Annotated in this window: 19 protein-coding genes; 4 read left to right on the top strand and 15 right to left on the bottom strand. The window is 72.6% G+C overall.

The window, feature by feature from the left end:
* Positions 1-54 precede the first annotated feature (54 nt).
* Genes OGL89_RS09950 through OGL89_RS09910 form a run of 9 tightly spaced genes read right to left on the bottom strand, consistent with a single transcriptional unit; the run spans position 55 to position 8,000 of the window.
* Entirely contained in the window at positions 55-708 is a 654-nt protein-coding gene (locus tag OGL89_RS09950) for a lysophospholipid acyltransferase family protein (protein ID WP_263119905.1), read from the bottom strand.
* On the bottom strand, positions 705-1,403 hold the full coding sequence (gene cmk / locus OGL89_RS09945) for a (d)CMP kinase (RefSeq protein WP_263119904.1): 699 nt from the start codon (positions 1,401-1,403) through the stop codon (positions 705-707). The genes OGL89_RS09950 and cmk overlap by 4 nt, the downstream gene beginning before the upstream one ends.
* Positions 1,400-2,518 carry a prephenate dehydrogenase gene (locus OGL89_RS09940; RefSeq protein ID WP_263119903.1) on the bottom strand — a complete coding sequence of 373 codons (1,119 nt, stop codon included), beginning with the start codon at positions 2,516-2,518 and terminating at the stop codon, positions 1,400-1,402. Before OGL89_RS09940 ends, cmk begins: the two co-directional genes overlap by 4 nt.
* Positions 2,515-3,687 carry a pseudouridine synthase gene (locus OGL89_RS09935; RefSeq protein ID WP_263119902.1) on the bottom strand — a complete coding sequence of 391 codons (1,173 nt, stop codon included), beginning with the start codon at positions 3,685-3,687 and terminating at the stop codon, positions 2,515-2,517. The genes OGL89_RS09940 and OGL89_RS09935 overlap by 4 nt, the downstream gene beginning before the upstream one ends.
* Positions 3,684-4,310, bottom strand: coding sequence for an SMC-Scp complex subunit ScpB (locus OGL89_RS09930; RefSeq protein WP_263119901.1), 627 nt, complete (start codon positions 4,308-4,310; stop codon positions 3,684-3,686). Before OGL89_RS09930 ends, OGL89_RS09935 begins: the two co-directional genes overlap by 4 nt.
* A complete protein-coding gene (locus OGL89_RS09925) occupies positions 4,307-5,179 on the bottom strand; it encodes a ScpA family protein (protein ID WP_263119900.1) in 873 nt (290 codons plus the stop codon). Before OGL89_RS09925 ends, OGL89_RS09930 begins: the two co-directional genes overlap by 4 nt.
* On the bottom strand, positions 5,163-6,044 hold the full coding sequence (locus OGL89_RS09920; protein WP_263119915.1) for an AAA family ATPase: 882 nt from the start codon (positions 6,042-6,044) through the stop codon (positions 5,163-5,165). Before OGL89_RS09920 ends, OGL89_RS09925 begins: the two co-directional genes overlap by 17 nt.
* Positions 6,045-6,050: 6 nt before the next feature.
* Positions 6,051-7,013, bottom strand: a complete 963-nt coding sequence (gene xerD / locus OGL89_RS09915) for a site-specific tyrosine recombinase XerD (RefSeq protein WP_263119899.1) — start codon at positions 7,011-7,013, stop codon at positions 6,051-6,053.
* 21 nt (positions 7,014-7,034) lie between these two features.
* On the bottom strand, positions 7,035-8,000 hold the full coding sequence (locus tag OGL89_RS09910; RefSeq protein WP_263119914.1) for a heme o synthase: 966 nt from the start codon (positions 7,998-8,000) through the stop codon (positions 7,035-7,037).
* Positions 8,001-8,320: 320 nt separating this feature from the next.
* On the opposite strand from OGL89_RS09910, the gene tal reads away from it, so the two are divergent.
* The 4 genes from tal to pgl are packed head-to-tail and all read left to right on the top strand — an operon-like array spanning position 8,321 to position 12,655.
* Positions 8,321-9,433: a transaldolase gene (gene tal, locus OGL89_RS09905; RefSeq protein WP_263119898.1), complete on the top strand. Its 1,113-nt coding sequence runs from the start codon at positions 8,321-8,323 to the stop codon at positions 9,431-9,433.
* On the top strand, positions 9,430-10,971 hold the full coding sequence (gene zwf / locus OGL89_RS09900; RefSeq protein ID WP_263119897.1) for a glucose-6-phosphate dehydrogenase: 1,542 nt from the start codon (positions 9,430-9,432) through the stop codon (positions 10,969-10,971). The genes tal and zwf overlap by 4 nt, the downstream gene beginning before the upstream one ends.
* Positions 10,968-11,891: a glucose-6-phosphate dehydrogenase assembly protein OpcA gene (locus OGL89_RS09895; protein WP_263119896.1), complete on the top strand. Its 924-nt coding sequence runs from the start codon at positions 10,968-10,970 to the stop codon at positions 11,889-11,891. The genes zwf and OGL89_RS09895 overlap by 4 nt, the downstream gene beginning before the upstream one ends.
* Complete coding sequence (gene pgl / locus OGL89_RS09890) at positions 11,888-12,655, top strand: 6-phosphogluconolactonase (RefSeq protein WP_263119895.1); 768 nt, start codon at positions 11,888-11,890, stop codon at positions 12,653-12,655. Before OGL89_RS09895 ends, pgl begins: the two co-directional genes overlap by 4 nt.
* A gap of 76 nt (positions 12,656-12,731) precedes the next feature.
* On the opposite strand, the gene OGL89_RS09885 is transcribed toward pgl, so the two are convergent.
* The 6 genes from OGL89_RS09885 to whiA all read right to left on the bottom strand — a co-directional run bounded on the left by OGL89_RS09885 (position 12,732) and on the right by whiA (position 17,826).
* Positions 12,732-13,079 carry an RNA polymerase-binding protein RbpA gene (locus OGL89_RS09885; RefSeq protein ID WP_263119894.1) on the bottom strand — a complete coding sequence of 116 codons (348 nt, stop codon included), beginning with the start codon at positions 13,077-13,079 and terminating at the stop codon, positions 12,732-12,734.
* 4 nt (positions 13,080-13,083) lie between these two features.
* Positions 13,084-13,326, bottom strand: a complete 243-nt coding sequence (gene secG, locus OGL89_RS09880; protein ID WP_263119893.1) for a preprotein translocase subunit SecG — start codon at positions 13,324-13,326, stop codon at positions 13,084-13,086.
* A gap of 204 nt (positions 13,327-13,530) precedes the next feature.
* Positions 13,531-14,307 (bottom strand): triose-phosphate isomerase, encoded by a 777-nt coding sequence (tpiA, locus tag OGL89_RS09875; protein WP_263119892.1) that lies wholly within the window; start codon positions 14,305-14,307, stop codon positions 13,531-13,533.
* A gap of 3 nt (positions 14,308-14,310) precedes the next feature.
* Entirely contained in the window at positions 14,311-15,498 is a 1,188-nt protein-coding gene (locus OGL89_RS09870; protein WP_263119891.1) for a phosphoglycerate kinase, read from the bottom strand.
* Between the two features lie 127 nt (positions 15,499-15,625).
* Positions 15,626-16,630 carry a type I glyceraldehyde-3-phosphate dehydrogenase gene (gene gap, locus OGL89_RS09865; protein WP_263119890.1) on the bottom strand — a complete coding sequence of 335 codons (1,005 nt, stop codon included), beginning with the start codon at positions 16,628-16,630 and terminating at the stop codon, positions 15,626-15,628.
* Between the two features lie 215 nt (positions 16,631-16,845).
* Positions 16,846-17,826: a DNA-binding protein WhiA gene (whiA, locus tag OGL89_RS09860; RefSeq protein ID WP_263119889.1), complete on the bottom strand. Its 981-nt coding sequence runs from the start codon at positions 17,824-17,826 to the stop codon at positions 16,846-16,848.
* Positions 17,827-17,830 lie beyond the last annotated feature (4 nt).

Below are 17,830 nucleotides of genomic sequence, written 5' to 3'. Positions count from 1 at the left end.
CGACACGAGGTGGCTTCTCGGCGTCGGCCGGGGCGAGGTGGGGCGTGGCGCGGGTCAGTCCTGCGGGAGGCTCAGGTCGAGGTCGGCGGCGGTGTCGGCGACCAGGGCGCTGAGCGCCAGCCGCACCGCGTCGTTCGTCGCGGCGACCGCCTCGCGCTTGCTCTTTCCGGGCTCGCGGACCGGCGGCACCGGGGCGCCGAACCGCACGTGCAGGCGTCGACGGAAGCCCGGGATGTGGTTCACACCCTCCCCGGTGCGCCGGGTGCCGAGCACCGCGACCGGGACGACGGGCGCGTCGCCATGCACGGACAGCCAGGAGGCCCCGGCCCGGGCCGAGGCCGCGTCGCCACGGCCACGGTTGCCCTCCGGGAAGATGCCGATCGCTCCCCCGCGCTGCAGCACGTCCAGCCCGGAGACCAGGGCGGCTCGACCGCCGCCGGTCCGGTCGACCGGGATCTGACCGGCGCCCCGCAGGATCACGCCGATCGGACCGCGGAACATCTCCGTCTTGACCAGGATGTTCAGCCGACGCGGCGACGCACCGGCCAGCAGCGGGCCGTCGATCACCGACACGTGGTTCGCCGCGAGGATCACCGGGCCGGTCGACGGCACCAGGTCCGCGTCCAGCACCCGGGTGTCCCAGACGCCGTGCGCCAGCACCAGGCCGAGGCCGCGCGCCCAGGCCGGCATCAGCTTCACACCGGTCATCGACGCCGCTCGATCACGTCCAGGACGGCCTGCACGGTCTGCTCCAGGTCCAGGTCGGAGGAGTCGATGGTGACCACCCCGTCGGCGGCGACGGTGAAGGACGCCACGGTGGAGTCGTCGGCGTCCCGGCGCAGCACCTGGTCCTTGGTGGCCTCGACGGCGTCGGCGTCGTCCGAGCCGTGCACCTCGCGGGCGCGCCGGGCCAGCCGGGCCTGCTCGGAGGCGGTCAGCAGCAGCCGCACATCCGCGTCCGGGGCGATCACGGTGGTGATGTCCCGGCCCTCGGCGACGATGCCGCGTCCGGCGGAGAAGGACGAGGACGCGGCCTGCGCGGCGATCTCGGCCCGCTGACGGCGTCCGAGCTCGGCCCGGACCTCCAGGTTGGTGGCCACGGCGCTGACCGCGGCGGAGATCGAGGTCTCCCGGATCGCCTCGCCGATGTCGGTGCCGTCGACGGTGACGGTCGGCGCGGCGGGATCCACGCCCATCACCAGCGGCATCTCCCGGACCAGGTCGGCCACGGCGTCGACGTCGGTCAGCGACACCCCGGAGCGCAGCGCCCACCAGGTCGCGGCCCGGTACATTGCGCCGGTGTCCAGGTAGGCCAGGCCGAGCGCCTGCGCGGCCCGGCGGGACACGGTGGACTTGCCCGAGCCGGAGGGCCCGTCGATCGCCACCACCAGGTGCTGCGTCATCGCACCAACCTCCATCCGCGGGCCGTCAGCTCCGCCTCCAGGTGCGCCGAACGGGCCGGGTCGACGGAGACCGACGCCATGCCGACCGGTCGCCCGGCCGCGTGCTCGAGCTGCAGTTCCTCCAGGTTGACCCCGGCGGCGCCGACGTCGGTCAACAGCCGGGCGAGCTCACCGGGCTGGTCGGGCACCAGGGCGGTGACCACGGCCCACTGCCGCGGCGCGCCACCGTGTTTGCCGGGCACCAGGGCCACCCCCGCGTTGCCGTCGGCGATCGCCTCGGCGATCCGGGCCAGCGCGCCCAGGGCCACGTCCTCCGGCCCGGCGGCGACGGCCGCGGCGTCCAGCGCCTGCACCACCCCGTCCAGGTCGTCGCGCAGGGCGGTCAGCACGTCCCGGACCGCGGCGGCGTTGGCCGCCAGGATCGAGGTCCACAGCGCGGGGTCGGAACCGGCGACCCGGGTCACGTCCCGCAGCCCCTGACCGGCCAGCCCGAGGGCCTCCGGTGCCGCGCCCCGCAGCCGCGCCGCGACCAGGCTGGACGCCACCTGCGGCACGTGCGAGACCACGGCGACCGCGGCGTCGTGCGCGTCGGCGTCCAGCGTGACCGGCACCCCGCCCAGGTCGTTGGCCAGGGAGCGCACCGCGAGCACCGCCGCCGGGTCGGACGCCCCGGAGTCGACGATCACCCACGGCCGGCCCAGGAACAGGTCCGGCACCGCGGCGGCCGGCCCGGAACGCTCCCGCCCGGCCATCGGGTGCGACCCGACGTACCGGGTCAGGTCCGCGCCGGACTCACGCAGTTCGCGCAGGACGTAGCCCTTCACCGACGCGACGTCGGTCACCACGGCGTGCGGGTGCGCGGCCAGCTCGGCGCGCACCACGTCCGCGGTGACGTCCGGCGGGGCGGCGACCACGATCAGCGCGGGCTCCGGGTCCGCGTCGGTGGCCGGCCGCCCGGCGCCGACGTCCCGGGCCAGCGCCAGCGCGGTCCGCGACGGGTCGTGCAGCAGCACGTCCACGCCGTGCGCCCGCAACCCCAGCCCGACCGAGGTGCCGAGCAGGCCGGTGCCGACCACCCGCACCGGTCCGTGGGTGGCCGCGGGCGTGGGCGTCACAGTCCGACCTGGACCATCAGCGCGCCGACCTCGGCCTTGGACAGCACCCGGCTGCGACCGGGCTTGAGGTCCCCGAGCCGGATCGAGCCGATCCGGGTGCGCACCAGACGGGTGACCGGGTGACCGACCTCCTTCATCAGGCGGCGGACGATCCGGTTCCGGCCCTCGTGGATCACGATCTCGATCAGGGAGGCGTACGGGGTGGCCTGCACGATCCGGGCGTCCATCACCTCGACCGGGCCGTCCTCCAGCTCGACGCCCTTCTTCAGCTTGGCGGGCAGCGACGCGGGCACCCGGCCCTCGACGTCCACCAGGTAGGTCTTCAGCACCCCGTGCGACGGGTGCGACAGCCGGTTGGCCAGCTCGCCGTCGTTGGTCAGCAGGATCAGGCCCTCGGAGTCGGCGTCCAGCCGCCCGACGTGGAACAGCCGCTCCTCGCGGTCCGGCACCAGGTCGCGCAGCGTCGGCCGGCCCTCGGGGTCGTCCATGGTGGAGACCACGCCGAGCGGCTTGTTGATCGCCAGGGTGACCCGGGAGGAGTCCAGCTGCACCCGCAGCCCGTCCACGTGGATCACCGATCGCGGACCGACCCGGACGCCCAGCTCCAGCACCGGCTCGCCGTCCACGGTGACCCGCCCGGCGGTGATCAGCTCCTCGCAGGCGCGCCGCGAGCCGAGACCGGCCTGCGCCAGCACCTTCTGCAGCCGCACGCCCTCGGGGTCGTGCACGTCCGAGGTGGGCTGCACCGGACGACGGGGCGCGCGCGACCCGGTCGGCGCATCCGGCCAGCGCGAGCCCGGACGACCCACCGCCGGACCGCCGCGACCCCCGGCGCGGGTGCCGCCGCTCACGCCACCGCGGGACGCACCGGCACCACGGGACGCACCCGGACGACCGCCACCCGAGGCCCCGGGACGACCGGCACCGCCGGAACGCCCACCGGCCCCCGCACCGCCCGAGCGACCCGCGCCGCCGGAGCCGCCCGATCCACCCGGACGACCGGCGTCACCGGAACGACCGGCACCGCCCGCACGCCCCGCGCCACCGGAACGACCGGCACCGCCGGAACGTCCACCCCCGGCACCGCCGGACCGTCCGGCCCCGGCACCACGTCCGGCGCCCGACCCACCACCAGTGCGGCCGTTGCCGCCCCGTCCTGCACTCATCACACGTCTCCAGTCGTCACGTCGCCCCTGCCGTCGAGCCCGTCCAGCGCACTCATCTCCGGCAGATAGGGCGCGAGCGGGGGCAGCTGATCCAGTGAGACCAGGCCCATCCGCTCCAAGAAGTATCCCGTGGTGCCGTACAGCACCGCACCCGTCGACGAGTCCTGTCCCACCTCGCCGATCAACCCCCGGGTGGTCAACGTGCGTACCACGCCGTCGACGCTCACCCCGCGGATGCCGGACACCTGCCCGCGGCTGACCGGCTGACGGTACGCGATCACGGCCAGGGTCTCCAAGGCGGCCTGGGTCAGACGCTGGGTCTGACCGTTCACCACGAACCGGCTCACCACCGGGTGGAAGGCCGCGGCGGAGTAGAACCGCCACCCGCCGCCGACCTCGCGCAGCTCGAAACCCCGGGGACGTCCACCCCGCTCACCGCGGTACTCGGCGGCCAGTTCGGCCAGCAGCGACTCGACCTCGGCCACCGGCAGCGCCAGCTCGGTGGCCAGCCGGAGCACCGGCACCGGCTCGTCGGCGACCAGCAGCACGGCCTCCGCCGCGGCCAGCGCCCCGCCGGGCAGGTCGTGCACGTCGACGGCCTCGGTGGTGTCCAGATCCTCGCTCATGCCTCGTCCTCCGGAAGATCGGCCAGCGCGGAGAAGCCGCCGACCCCGTCGTCCTGCTCGTCGAAGTCGCTGACCGCCCCGAGCACGGCGCCCTCGCCCGATCCGGTCCAGCGCACGGTCAGCTCGCCCAACGGGACCACCTGGTCGAAGCCGACCGAGCCGTCCCGGAACAGTTCCAGCAGCGCCAGGAACCGGGCCACGACGACCAGTGTCGACTCGGCGTCCGCGGTCAGGGTGCGGAAGCTGGCGACGCCGCCGTGGTGCGCGAGCCGCTCGGCGATGGTCACCGCCTGCTCCCGCACGCTCACCGGCGGCGCGTGCAGGTGACTGAGATCCACGCCGGGGGGCGGCGGGGCCGGAGCGAGCGCCCGGCCGGCCAGCGCGGCCAGCTCCTCGGGCCCGATCTGCCAGATCAGGTCGGGCAGCAGTGCGGCGAACTGCGGTTCCAGCTCGACCGTGCGCGGGTGGCGCCGTCCCTCGTCCAGCAGGTGGTCGCCGATGTCCGCGGCCACCACCTTGTACGCCCGGTACTGCAGCAGCCGGGCGAACAGCAGGTCCCGGGCCTCCAGCAGCTCCAGGTCCTCGTCACTCTCCACGTCCCCCGCGGGCAGCAGCCGGGCGGCCTTGAGGTCGAGCAGGGTCGCCGCGACCACCAGGAACTCGCTGGCCTGCGACAGGTCCCAGTCCTCCACCGCCTTGATGTGCGCGATGAACTCGTCGGTGACCGCGGCCAGCGCCACCTCGGTGATGTCCAGCTTGTGCTTGGCGATCAGCCCGAGCAGCAGGTCGAAGGGTCCGGAGAAGACGTCCAGGTGGACCTGGAACGCACTCGTCCCCGCGAGCGGGGTGGTGTCAGGCGGCGTCGCCACGGGCGACGAGCTCACGGGCCAGCTGCCGGTAGGCCTGCGCACCCGGGTGGGTCGGGGCGTAGGTGGTGATCGGCTCGGCGGCGACCGAGGCGTCCGGGAACTTCACGGTGCGGCCGATCATGGTGTGCAGCAGGTTGTCGCCGAAGGCCTCGTGCACCCGGGCCACGACCTCACGGGCGTGCAGGGTGCGCGGGTCGTACATCGTCGCCAGGATCCCGTCCAGCTCCAGCCGCGGGTTGAGCCGGTCCCGCACCTTGTCGATCGTCTCGACCAGCAGGGCGACGCCGCGCAGCGCGAAGAACTCGCACTCCAGCGGGATGAGGACGCCGTGCGCGGCGGTGAGCGCGTTGACGGTCAGCAGGCCCAGCGAGGGCTGGCAGTCGATCAGGATGACGTCGTACTCGTCCATCACCGGCCGCAGCGCGCGGGACAGGATCGACTCGCGGGCGACCTCGTTGACCAGCTGCACCTCGGCGGCGGACAGGTCGATGTTCGCCGGGAGCAGGTCGAGCGATCCCGTGAGGCTGTCCTGTCCGGTCGGCCGGATCAGCTCGTGCACCTCGACGCTGCGGTCCACCAGCAGGTCGTAGACGGTGCGGTCCAGCTCGTGCGGGTTGATCCCGAGGCCCACCGAGGCGGCGCCCTGCGGGTCGAAGTCGACGATCAGCACCTTGCGCCCGTACTCGGCCAGCGCGGCCGCCAGGTTGATGGTGGTGGTGGTCTTGCCCACCCCGCCCTTCTGGTTGCACATCGCGATCACGCGGGCCGGGCCGTGGGCGGACAGCGCCGAGGGGACCGGGAAGTCCGGCAGGGGGCGCCCCACCGGGTCGAGTGCGTTGTCGGTCGTCTCCTCGCGTGCCACCAGGACACCCTACCGGCGTGTCGCGCCCGGACCGGCAGTCCGCGCCCGGCGCGCCCGCGGATGACTCGTGGCGTACACCTCGCGCAGCGTGTCCGGGGTGACCTTGGTGTAGAGCTGCGTGGTGGTCACCGAGGCGTGCCCGAGCAGTTCCTGCACCACCCGGACGTCGGCTCCGCCGGCGAGGAGATGGGTCGCGAAGGAGTGCCGCAGGGTGTGCGGGGACACCTCGGCGGGCAGTCCGGCCCGCTCGGCCGCGGTGTGCAGCACCGCCCAGGCGCTCTGCCGGCTCAGCGGCGCACCCCGGGTGTTGAGGAACACCCGTGCACCGCCCCGCCCCGCGACGGCCAGCGCCGGCCGGGACCGCACCAGGTAGGCCTCGACTGCCTCCACCGCGTACGCGCCGACCGGCACCACGCGCTCCTTGCGGCCCTTGCCGAACAGCCGCACCGCGGCCCGTCCCGGTGTCAGGTCCAGGTCGTCGACGTCCAGTCCCACCGCCTCGGAGATCCGCGCGCCGGTGGAGTACAGCAGCTCGAGCAGCGCCCGGTCCCGCAGCGGCACCGGCCCGTCACCCAGGGAGGCCGCCTCCAGCAGGCGTTCGACCTCGTCGGTGCGGATCGCCTTGGGCAGCCGCTGGGTCTGCCGGGGCGGCCGCACCGCCCGCGCCGGGTCGTCGGGCGCGAGTCCCTCCAGCACGCAGAACTTGTGCCACCCCCGGGCGGCGACCACGGCCCGCGCGGCCGAGGCGGCGGACAGCTCCGCACGCCCGTCGGAGCCGGTGCGGATCGCGGTGAGGTAGTCCTCGACGTCGCGCTCGGTCACCTGGTCCGGGGCCGAGCGACCGGCGGACGCCAGGAACTCCAGGTAGCGCCCGAGGTCACGGCGGTACGCGGCCAGCGTGTTCCGGCTCAGCCCGCGCTCGACCGTCAGGTGCGCCAGGTAGGCGTCCAGGGCCGTGTGCAGCTCAGCCACGCACGCCCTCCTCCGGTCCGGTCAGAACGGGAGGAAGACGTCCACCGCCACCGCGACCGACAGCAGCGACAGGTACGTGATCGACCCGTGGAACACCGTCATGGCGCGGAGCTTGCCGCGGGACGGGTCCTGGGCGCGACGGTACAGGCCGATGCACGAGGCGAGGAACCACCCGCCGAGCGCCGCGGCGACCAGCGCGTAGACCCAGGTCATCCCGGCGACCGGCACCAGCAGCAGCGAGCAGGCGATCATCGCCACCGTGTAGGCGATCATCTCCTTGGCGACCTTGGACTCCTTGGCCACCACCGGCAGCATCGGCACGCCCGCGGCGGCGTAGTCCTTGCGGAACTTCATCGACAGCGGCCAGTAGTGCGGCGGCGTCCAGAAGAAGATCACGCCGAACAGCAGCGCCGCCGCCCAGGACACCCCGCCGGTCACCGAGGACCAGCCGATCAGCACCGGCATGCAGCCGGCCGCGCCGCCCCAGACGATGTTCTGCGGGGTCCGACGCTTGAGGATCATCGTGTAGCCGATGACGTAGATCGCGATCGCCCCGCCGGTCAGCAGCGCGGACGGCACGTTCACCAGCAGCGCGAGCCAGGTGAGCGACGCGACGGTCAGCACCAGGCCGAAGATCAGCGCGGCCCGCGGCGTCAGCTCGCCGGTGACCAGCGGACGACGCTTGGTCCGGTTCATCACCTGGTCGATGTCGCGGTCCAGGTAGCAGTTGAGGACGTTGGCAGCCCCGGCCGCCGCCGCTCCGCCGATCAGGGTCGCGACCACGAGCCACAGCGACGGGAGCCCGCCCTCGGCCAGGATCATCGTCGGCAGCGTGGTGACCAGGAGCAGCTCGATGACCCGCGGCTTGGTCAGCGCGACATAGGCACCGATCGTGCGTCGCAGTCCCTTCGACCGCGCGCCCTGCTCCGTCGAGCGGGCCGCGCTGGCGGACGCTCCGGCCTCAGTGGCGCCGATGGCAGGGCTGATGGTGCGCACGCGGTCCGGTCCTCCTCGCTCGACCCCCGGACGAGGGGGCGGTCGTCCGGTCATCCTACGCACGACGGCGCTACCAGACGGGCCTCATCGCCCCGAGGGACGGGAGTCCCAGAGTGTGATCTCCGTCCCGATCCGGGCCGGTCAGCCGCACAGTACCGGCCCGGGTCGTCGCCTGCCCGTCCGAACCGCGGCCCCGACCGGCGGACCCCGTGTCGCCAGGATTAGGCTCGACCTGCACGTCCAGGGCGCGTTCACGCCCCGGTCAGTCGACGTCCCGGCCACCACCGGGACCGGAATGAGGTGACTTCTTCATGGCAGGCAGCACCACGCCGCTCGACCGGCTGAGCGAGGCAGGTGTCGCGGTCTGGCTGGACGACCTGTCCCGCGAGCGGCTCCGCACCGGCAACCTCGCCGATCTGGTGGCCCACCACCGCGTGGTCGGCGTCACGACGAATCCGACCATCTTCGCCTCCGCGCTGGCCAAGGGCGACGCCTACGACGCCCAGCTCGCCGACCTGCACGGCACGGACGTCGACGGCGCGGTCTTCGCGATCACCACCGACGACGTCCGCCAGGCCGCCGACGTGCTGCGCCCGACCTACGACGCCACCGACGGCCAGGACGGCCGGGTCTCGATCGAGGTCGACCCGCGTCAGGCCCGGGACACCCAGGCGACCATCGACTCAGCGCGCGCGCTGTGGTCGACCGTGGACCGCCCGAACGTCTTCATCAAGATCCCCGCCACCCAGGAGGGTCTGCCCGCCATCGCGCAGGCGCTGGCCGACGGGATCAGCGTCAACGTCACGCTGATCTTCTCCCTGGACCGCTACCGCGCGGTGCTGGACGCGTTCCTGGACGGCCTGGAGCGCGCGAAGGCCGCCGGGCACGACCTGGCACCGATCGCGTCGGTCGCCTCGTTCTTCGTCTCCCGGGTGGACGCCGCGATCGACCCGAGGCTGGACGAGCTCGGCACCGAGGAGGCCGCCGCCCTGCGCGGCAAGGCCGCCGTCGCCAACGCCCGCCTGGCCTACGGCGTCTACCAGGAGGTCGTCGGATCGGACCGCTGGGCAGCCCTCGCCGCCGCCGGAGCGCACCCGCAGCGTCCGCTGTGGGCCTCCACCGGCGTCAAGGACAAGGCCTACCCGGACACGATGTACGTCGACGAGCTGGTCGTCGCCGGCACCGTCAACACCATGCCGCAGGCCACCCTGGACGCGGTCGAGGACCACGGGGACATCACCGGGGACACCGTCACCGGCACCCAGGACGAGTCCCAGCGGGTGATCGACCGCCTGGCCGCGATCGGGATCTCGATCGACGAGGTCACCGAGCAGCTCGAGGCCGAGGGCCTGGAGAAGTTCGAGAAGTCCTGGACCGAGCTGCTCGACACCGTCCGCACGGGCCTGGACCAGGTGGTCGAGTGAAGCCGGCCAAGGTCAGCGCCGAGCACAACCCGCTGCGCGACCCCCGTGACCGACGACTCCCCCGGATCGCCGGCCCCTCCGGCCTGGTCATCTTCGGTGTCACCGGCGACCTGGCCCGCAAGAAGCTGATGCCCGCGGTCTACGACCTGACCAACCGCGGTCTGCTGCCCCCGGGCTTCGCGCTCACCGGGTTCGCCCGGCGGGACTGGGAGACCCAGGACTTCGCACAGATCGTGCACGACTCGGTCAAGGAGCACGCCCGGACCCCGTTCCGGGAGTCGACCTGGCGGCAGTTGTCCGAGGGCATCCGGTTCGTCCAGGGCACCTTCGACGACGACGACGCCTTCGACCGGCTGCGCCAGACCGTGGAGGAGCTGGACGTCGAGCGCGGCACCGGCGGGAACCACGCGTTCTACCTGTCGGTCCCGCCGAGCGCCTTCCCGGTGGTCTGCAAGCAGCTGGCACGGTCCGGCCTGTCGCAGTCGGCCGAGGGCGCCTGGCGCCGGGTGGTCATCGAGAAGCCGTTCGGCCACGACCTGAAGTCCGCCCGGGAGCTGAACGACGTCGTCTCCGAGGTCTTCCACCCGGACGACGTGTTCCGGATCGACCACTACCTGGGCAAGGAGACGGTGCAGAACCTGCTGGCGCTGCGCTTCGCCAACCAGATGTTCGAGCCGATCTGGAACGCCAACTACGTCGACCACGTGCAGATCACCATGGCCGAGGACATCGGCGTGGGCGGGCGTGCCGGGTACTACGACGGCATCGGCGCGGCCCGCGACGTGATCCAGAACCACCTGCTGCAGCTCCTGGCGCTCACCGCGATGGAGGAGCCGGTGTCGTTCAGCGCGCAGGACCTGATCGCGGAGAAGATCAAGGTGCTGTCCGCGGTCCGGCTGCCGAAGGACCTGGGCAAGCACACCGCCCGCGGGCAGTACGCCTCGGGCTGGCAGGGCGGCGAGCGGGTGGTCGGCTACCTGGACGAGGGCGGCTTCGACCCGAACTCCACCACCGAGACCTTCGCCGCGGTGCGGGTGGACATCGACACCCGGCGCTGGGCCGGCGTGCCGTTCTACCTGCGCACCGGCAAGCGCCTCGGCCGGCGGGTGACCGAGATCGCCGTGGTGTTCAAGCGCGCGCCGCACCTGCCGTTCGAGACCACCGCCACCGAGGAGCTGGGCAAGAACGCCCTGGTGATCCGGGTGCAGCCGGACGAGGGCGTGACCCTGCGGTTCGGCGCCAAGGTGCCGGGCACCGCGATGGAGGTCCGGGACGTGACGATGGACTTCGGCTACGGCCACGCGTTCACCGAGTCCTCCCCCGAGGCCTACGAGCGCCTGATCCTGGACGTGCTGCTCGGCGACCCGCCGCTGTTCCCGCGGCACGAGGAGGTCGAGCTGTCCTGGAAGATCCTCGACCCGGTCGAGGCCTACTGGGCCAAGCAGGGCCAGCCGGAGCAGTACCGCTCGGGCACCTGGGGTCCGGAGTCCGCGGACCGGATGATGGAGCGCGACGGACGAGCCTGGAGGCGACCGTGATCATCGACCTGCCCAAGACGACCACCGGCGACATCAACAAGCGTCTGGTCCAGGAGCGCGAGGAGGGCGGCGCCATCGCCCTCGGCCGGGTGCTCACCCTGCTGATCGACGTCGGCGACCACGACCCGGAGGAGGCGATCGCCGCGGCGAACGACGCCTCGCGCGAGCACCCGTGCCGGGTGCTCGTGATCACCAGCGAGGGTCCCGGCGAGGATTCCGAGCTGGACGCCCAGATCCGGCTCGGCGGCGACGCCGGCGCGTCCGAGGTCGTGCTGCTCAAGCCCTCGGCCGCGCAGTCCCGGCACCTGGACACCCTGGTGCTCCCGCTGCTGCTGCCGGACGCTCCGATCGTCACCTGGTGGCCCTACCAGGTCCCGAAGGATCCCGCGGAGCACCCGCTGGGCACGCTGGCCCGGCGCCGGATCACCGACTCCACCGAGTGCAGCAGCCCCACAGCGACCCTGCACGACCTGGCGGCCGAGTACCGGGAGGGCGACACCGACCTGGCCTGGACCCGCACCACGCTGTGGCGGGGCCTGATCGCGGCGACCCTGGACCAGCCGCCCTACGAGCCGGTGCAGCGCGCGGTGGTCTCCGGCGAGTCCACCCACCCGTCGGTGGACCTGATGGCGGCCTGGCTGCGCTGGGCGCTGAACTGCCCGGTGGAGATCGAGCGGATCGCCGACGCCCCGGCGATCACCCAGGTGAAGCTCGAGCGCCGCTCCGGCGACATCGTGCTGGACCGCCCGGACGGCAAGACCGCCGCCCTGCGCCAGCCCGATCAGCCCGAGCATCGGATCGCGCTGCCGATCCGGCAGCTGCGCGAATGCCTGGCGGAGGAGCTGCGTCGACTGGACGCCGATGAGGTCTATGGCGAGGTCCTGCGCAAGGGCCTGCCGAAAGTTGAGGTGAACGCGTGACCCGTACCGTGCTGGTGCACCCCGACGCGAAGGTGCTGGCGGAGGCCACCGCCGCGCGCCTGCTGACCAAGCTGATCGACCTGCAGTCCGGGCAGTCCCCGGTGCACGTGGGCCTGACCGGCGGCACCGTCGGCATCGCCACCCTCGCCGCGGTCGCCCGCTCCGAGGCCCGGCACGCCGTCGACTGGACCGGTGTGCACCTGTGGTGGGGCGACGAGCGCTTCCTGCCCGACGGCGACCCGGACCGGAACGAGACCCAGGCCCGCGAGGCGTTGATCGGCGCCCTCGGCGATGCCCTGCCCGCGTCCAACGTGCACCCGATGCCCGCCCTGGACGCCAGCGCCGGCATCGCCACCCCGGAGGACTCGGCCGCCGCCTACGCCGCCGAGCTGAGGTCCCTCGCGGTCGACGGTGCCGAGCTGCCGGTGCTGGACGTGCTGATGTTCGGCATGGGACCGGACGGCCACGTGGCCTCGCTGTTCCCCGGGCACCCCGGTGTGGACGTCTCCGGCGTCACCACCACGGGGGTGCACGACTCCCCCAAGCCCCCGCCGCTGCGGGTGTCGCTCACCTTCGACGCGATCCACACCGCCCGTGAGGTCTGGGTCGTCGCGGCCGGTGCCGAGAAGGCGGGCGCCGTCGCCAGTGCGCTGACCCCGGGCACCCCGGCCGCCACCACCCCGGCCGCGCACGCGACCGGCACCGATGCCACCCTGTGGCTGGTGGACGCCGCGGCCATCGCCGAGGCCGGCCCGCAGGCCTGACCGCATACGGCACGAGGCCCCGTGGAGTCGGACTCCACGGGGCCTCGTGCCGTGTCGTGCGGAGGGCGAGCGGTCCTCAGCCCCCGCGCCGGGCGCGCAGCGCAGCGAGTGCCTCGTCCAGGAGGGCGGCGCCGTCCTCCTCGGTGCGGCGCTCCTTCACGTAGGCGAGGTGCGTCTTGTAGGGCTCGTTCCGCACCGGCGACGGCGGGTTGGCCTTGTCCTGGCCGCCGGGGTACCCGCAGCGCGGGCAGTCCCAGGTCTCCGGGGCGTCGTCGGCGATCTCCGCGGCGAAGCTCGGACGGCTCTCGTGGCCGTTCGCGCACCAGTACGAGATCAGCACCCGCGGGGCGGCGTCGCCCCGCTCGGCCTCACCCATCGGGCCCGCACCGACGCGGGACCCCCGGATCGCGCTTCCGCTGGCCATGGTGTCAGCTCACCCGGGCGATCAGCGCGAGCAGCACGATGGTGACCGTCCAGAGCAGGCTCACCCCGACCGTGATCCGGTTGAGGTTCCGCTCGGCGACACCGGAGGATCCGGCGCTGCTGGAGATGCCACCGCCGAACATGTCGGACAGACCGCCGCCCTTCCCCTTGTGCAGCAGGACGAACAGGACGAGCAGCAGACTCGTGGCCACCAGGAGGACCTGGAGGACGATGCGCAGGGCAGTCACGGCGGTGTCGTGTCTCTCGATCGGGGCCGACCGGTGCGGTCGGGCCAGGGGGTCGAACTCGGCCCAGGGTAGGCGACGTGCGCCGTCAGGGGCCAGCTCCGGGCGGTGTGGCGGGGTTTCGGTCCTGACCGACGGGCCACCCGGGCGGATCACGGTCGGCGCGGAGATCGTCCCCGCGCCGACCGTGACCAGGTTCTGCTCGGATCAGGCGTTGAACCGGGCGATCTTGGCGAACTCCTCGGCGTCCAGCGAGGCGCCGCCCACCAGGGCGCCGTCCACGTCGGGCTTGCCGATGATCTCCGCCGCGTTGCCGGACTTCACCGAACCGCCGTAGAGCACGCGCACGGCGTCGGCGACCTCGGCGGAGTACAGCTCGGCGAGCTTCACCCGGATCGCGCCGCACACCTCCTGGGCGTCCTCGGGGGTGGCGACCTCACCGGTGCCGATGGCCCACACCGGCTCGTAGGCGATCACGACGGTGGCGGCCTGCTCGGGGGTGACCCCGGCCAGGGAGCCCTCGAGCTGCGCGAGGGTGTACTCGACGTGGGTGCCCGCCTTGCGGATCTCCAGGCCCTCGCCGACGCAGACGATCGGGGTGATCCCGGCGCCCAGGGCGGCGACGGACTTGGCCGCCACCACCGCGTCGGACTCGGCGTGGTACTGGCGGCGCTCGGAGTGGCCGGTCGCGACGTAGGTCACGCCCAGCTTGGCGAGCTGGTTCGCCGACACCTCACCGGTGTACGCACCGGACGCGTGCTGCGACACGTCCTGCGCGCCGTAGCCGATCTCCAGCTTGTCCGCGTCGACCAGGGTCTGCACGGAGCGGATGTTGGTGAAGGACGGCAGGACGACGACCTCGGCCTGCGCGAAGTCGTGCTTCGCGTCCTTGAGGGTCCAGGCCAGCTTCTGCACCAGGTGGACGGCCTCCTGGTGATCCAGGTTCAGCTTCCAGTTGCCTGCGATCAGCGGGGTACGTGCCATGTGTCAGTCCTCCAGGACAGCGATGCCGGGGAGGGTCTTGCCCTCCAGGAGCTCCAGCGACGCGCCGCCACCGGTCGAGATGTGGCCGAAGCCGGCCTCGTCGAAGCCGAGCAGCCGGACCGCGGCGGCGGAGTCGCCACCGCCGACGATCGAGAAGCCCTCGGTGTCGACCAGCGCCTGTGCGACGGCCTTGGTGCCCTCGGCGTAGGCGGCGCGCTCGAACACGCCCATCGGGCCGTTCCAGGCGATGGTCTTCGCACCCAGGATGGCCTCACGGAACAGCTGCCCGGACTTCGGGCCGATGTCCAGGCCCATCTTGTCGGCCGGGATGGCGTCGACGGCGACGGTCTCGAAGTCGTCCGAGCCGAACTCCGGCGCGACCAGGGTGTCGACGGGGAGCACGATCTCCACACCGGCCTCCTGCGCCTGGGCGAGGTAGCCCTTGACGGTGTCGACCTGGTCCTGCTCCAGCAGCGAGGAGCCGACCTCGTAGCCCTGGGCCTTGAGGAAGGTGAACATCATGCCGCCGCCGATCAGCAGCTTGTCGGCCTTGGTGATCAGGTTGCCGATCACGCCGAGCTTGTCGGAGACCTTGGCGCCGCCGAGCACGACGACGTAGGGACGCTCCGGGTCCTCGACGGCCTTGCGCAGCGCCTCGACCTCGGTCAGCACCAGGGTGCCGGCCGCGTGCGGGAGGCGCAGCGCGACGTCGTAGACCGACGCCTGCTTGCGGTGCACCACGCCGAAGCCGTCGGAGACGAAGGCGTCCGCGAGGGCGGCCAGCTCGTCGGCCAGCGCGCCGCGCTCGGCCTCGTCCTTGGAGGTCTCGCGCGCGTCGAAGCGGATGTTCTCCAGCAGCGCGATCTGACCGTCCTCCAGCGCGGCGACGGTGGCCTTGGCGGAGTCGCCGACCACGTCACCGGCGAGGGCGACGTCCTGGCCCAGCAACTCGCCCAGGCGGGCGGCGACGGGGGCCAGGGAGTACGTGGCGTCGGGCTCACCCTTCGGGCGGCCCAGGTGCGCGGTGACGATGACTTTCGCACCGGCGTCGAGCAGGCGCTTGAGGGTCGGCAGCGCGGCGCGGATCCGGCCGTCGTCGGTGATGGTGGTGCCGTCCAGCGGGACGTTGAAGTCGGAGCGGACCAGCACGCGCTTGCCGCGCAGGTCACCCAGGTCGTCGATGGTCTTCATGCTGCTTCTCCTAGCGTGGAGGTGCCGAACGTGGTTCAGGAGAAGGCCGGACATGCCGCGTCCGCGGACACCGGGGCGTGATGACCCGGCATCCGCGGACGCATGCAGTTCGACCTGAGGGGGTGCGTCAGAGACGCTCGCCCACGTACGAGGTCAGGTTCACGAGGGAGTTGGAGTAGCCCCACTCGTTGTCGTACCAGGAGACGACCTTGACCAGGTCGCCCGACACCTTGGTGAGCTTGGCGTCGAAGATGCTCTGGTGCGGGTCGGTCACGATGTCGGAGGACACGATCTCGTCCTCGACGTAGGACAGCACGCCCTTGAGCGGGCCCTCGGCGGCGGCCTTGACCGCGGCGTTGACCTCGTCGACGGTGACCTCACGCGACGCGGTGAAGGTCAGGTCGGTGGCGGAGCCGGTGATGGTCGGGACGCGCATCGCGAAGCCGTCCAGCTTGCCCTTGAGCTCCGGCAGGACCAGGGCCACGGCCTTGGCGGCACCGGTCGAGGTCGGCACGATGTTCTGCGCGGCGGCACGGGCACGACGGAGGTCGCGGTGCGGGCCGTCCTGCAGGTTCTGGTCGCCGGTGTAGGCGTGGATGGTGGTCATCAGACCACGCTCGATGCCGATCGCGTCGTTGAGCGCCTTGGCCATCGGGGCCAGGCAGTTCGTGGTGCAGGACGCGTTCGAGATGATGTGGTGGACGGCCGCGTCGTAGTCGGTGTGGTTCACACCCATGACGAAGGTGGCGTCCTCGTTCTTCGCCGGAGCGGAGATGATGACCTTCTTGGCGCCGGCGTCGATGTGCGCCTTGGCCTTGGTGGCGTCGGTGAAGAAGCCGGTGGACTCGATCACGATGTCCGCGCCCAGCTCGCCCCAGGGCAGCTGTGCCGGGTCGCGCTCCTCGAGCGCACGGATCGGCTTGCCGTCGACGATGATGTTGTTCTCGTCGTACGAGACGCTCTTGGGGAAACGGCCCAGCACGGTGTCGTACTTGAGCAGGTGCGCCAGCGTCTTGTTGTCCGTCAGGTCGTTGACGCCGACGATCTCGATGTCGGCTCCGGACTCGATGATGGCCCGGTAGAAGTTGCGTCCAATACGGCCGAAGCCGTTGATGCCGACCTTGATGGTCACTTGCCCTCCTCGGCACGCGCCGACCCGTGTCGGCACACACTCATAGCGGTGATGGACTGCGCACGACGGTGTACGCCCACTCGGAAACCTGCTGGTCATCGATTCTTGACCGGAGCAAGCCCTCCGAATGGTCCAAAGCCTATACCCGCGCGCGCAGTGCTGCAGGGACCAAGGTCTGCCGACGGCGAGGCGCCGGGGGCTTCACCCGCCGCTGGTCAGAGGTCCAGCAGGTCCGGGCTGAGACCGGCCTCGGTGTCGGGGATGCCGAGCTCCTGCGCGCGCTTGTCCGCGGTCGCCAGGAGCCGGCGGATCCGCCCCGCGACGGCGTCCTTGGTCAGCGGCGGGTCGGCCAGCTTGCCGAGCTCCTCCAGGGACGCCTCCTTGTGGGCGAGCCGCAGCTCCCCCGCCTGACGCAGGTGCTCGGGCAGGTCGGCGGCCAGGATCTCGAACGCCCGCTCGACCCGGGCTCCGGCTGCGACCGCGGCCCGGGCGGACCGGCGCAGGTTCGCGTCGTCGAAGTTCGCCAACCGGTTGGCGGTGCCGCGCACCTCGCGGCGCACCCGGCGCTCCTCCCAGATCAGCAGCGCCTCGTGCGCGCCGAGCCGGGCCAGCATGGCGGAGATCGCGTCCCCGTCCCGGATCACGACCCGGTCGATGCCGCGGACCTCGCGCGCCTTGGCCGGGATCTGCATCCGACGGGCCGCGCCGACCAGGGCCAGCGCCGCCTCCGGACCGGGGCAGGTGACCTCCAGCGAGGAGGACCGGCCGGGCTCGGTCAGCGAGCCGTGGGCCAGGAAGGCGCCGCGCCAGGCGGACTCGGCCTCGGCGATCCCGGCGGCCACCACCTGCGGCGGCAGCCCGCGCACCGGGCGTCCGCGGTTGTCCAGCAGGCCGGTCTGGCGCGCGAGGGACTCGCCGTCCTTGACCACCCGGACCACGTAACGGTTGCCGCGCCGGATCCCGGCGCCGGAGACCACGATCAGCTCGGACTGGTGGCCGTAGACCTCGGCGATGGCCTGGCGCAGACGACGTGCGGCGGCGGCGGTGTCCAGCTCGGCCTCGATCACGACCCGGCCGGAGATGATGTGCAGGCCGCCCGCGAACCGCAGCATCGCCGCGACCTCGGACTTGCGGCACGAGGTCTTGTCCACCTGGAGACGAGCGAGTTCGTCCTTCACCTGTGCCGTCAGAGCCATGGGC

The sequence above is a fragment of the Cellulomonas sp. RIT-PI-Y genome, assembly GCF_025642745.1.
Taxonomy (GTDB): Bacteria; Actinomycetota; Actinomycetes; order Actinomycetales; family Cellulomonadaceae; genus Cellulomonas.
Note: the sequence above shows the minus strand (reverse complement) of the source record. Positions and strands in the feature narration are given on the sequence as shown.

What these genes read in the sequence shown, in the direction of transcription:
- OGL89_RS09950 (WP_263119905.1), bottom strand. Translation starts at nt 708, where the DNA reads ATGACCGGTGTGAAGCTGATGCCGGCCTGGGCGCGCGGCCTCGGCCTG.
- cmk (WP_263119904.1), bottom strand. Translation starts at nt 1,403, where the DNA reads ATGACGCAGCACCTGGTGGTGGCGATCGACGGGCCCTCCGGCTCGGGC.
- OGL89_RS09930 (WP_263119901.1), bottom strand. Translation starts at nt 4,310, where the DNA reads ATGAGCGAGGATCTGGACACCACCGAGGCCGTCGACGTGCACGACCTG.
- tal (WP_263119898.1), top strand. Translation starts at nt 8,321, where the DNA reads ATGGCAGGCAGCACCACGCCGCTCGACCGGCTGAGCGAGGCAGGTGTC.
- OGL89_RS09885 (WP_263119894.1), bottom strand. Translation starts at nt 13,079, where the DNA reads ATGGCCAGCGGAAGCGCGATCCGGGGGTCCCGCGTCGGTGCGGGCCCG.
- tpiA (WP_263119892.1), bottom strand. Translation starts at nt 14,307, where the DNA reads ATGGCACGTACCCCGCTGATCGCAGGCAACTGGAAGCTGAACCTGGAT.
- OGL89_RS09870 (WP_263119891.1), bottom strand. Translation starts at nt 15,498, where the DNA reads ATGAAGACCATCGACGACCTGGGTGACCTGCGCGGCAAGCGCGTGCTG.
- whiA (WP_263119889.1), bottom strand. Translation starts at nt 17,826, where the DNA reads ATGGCTCTGACGGCACAGGTGAAGGACGAACTCGCTCGTCTCCAGGTG.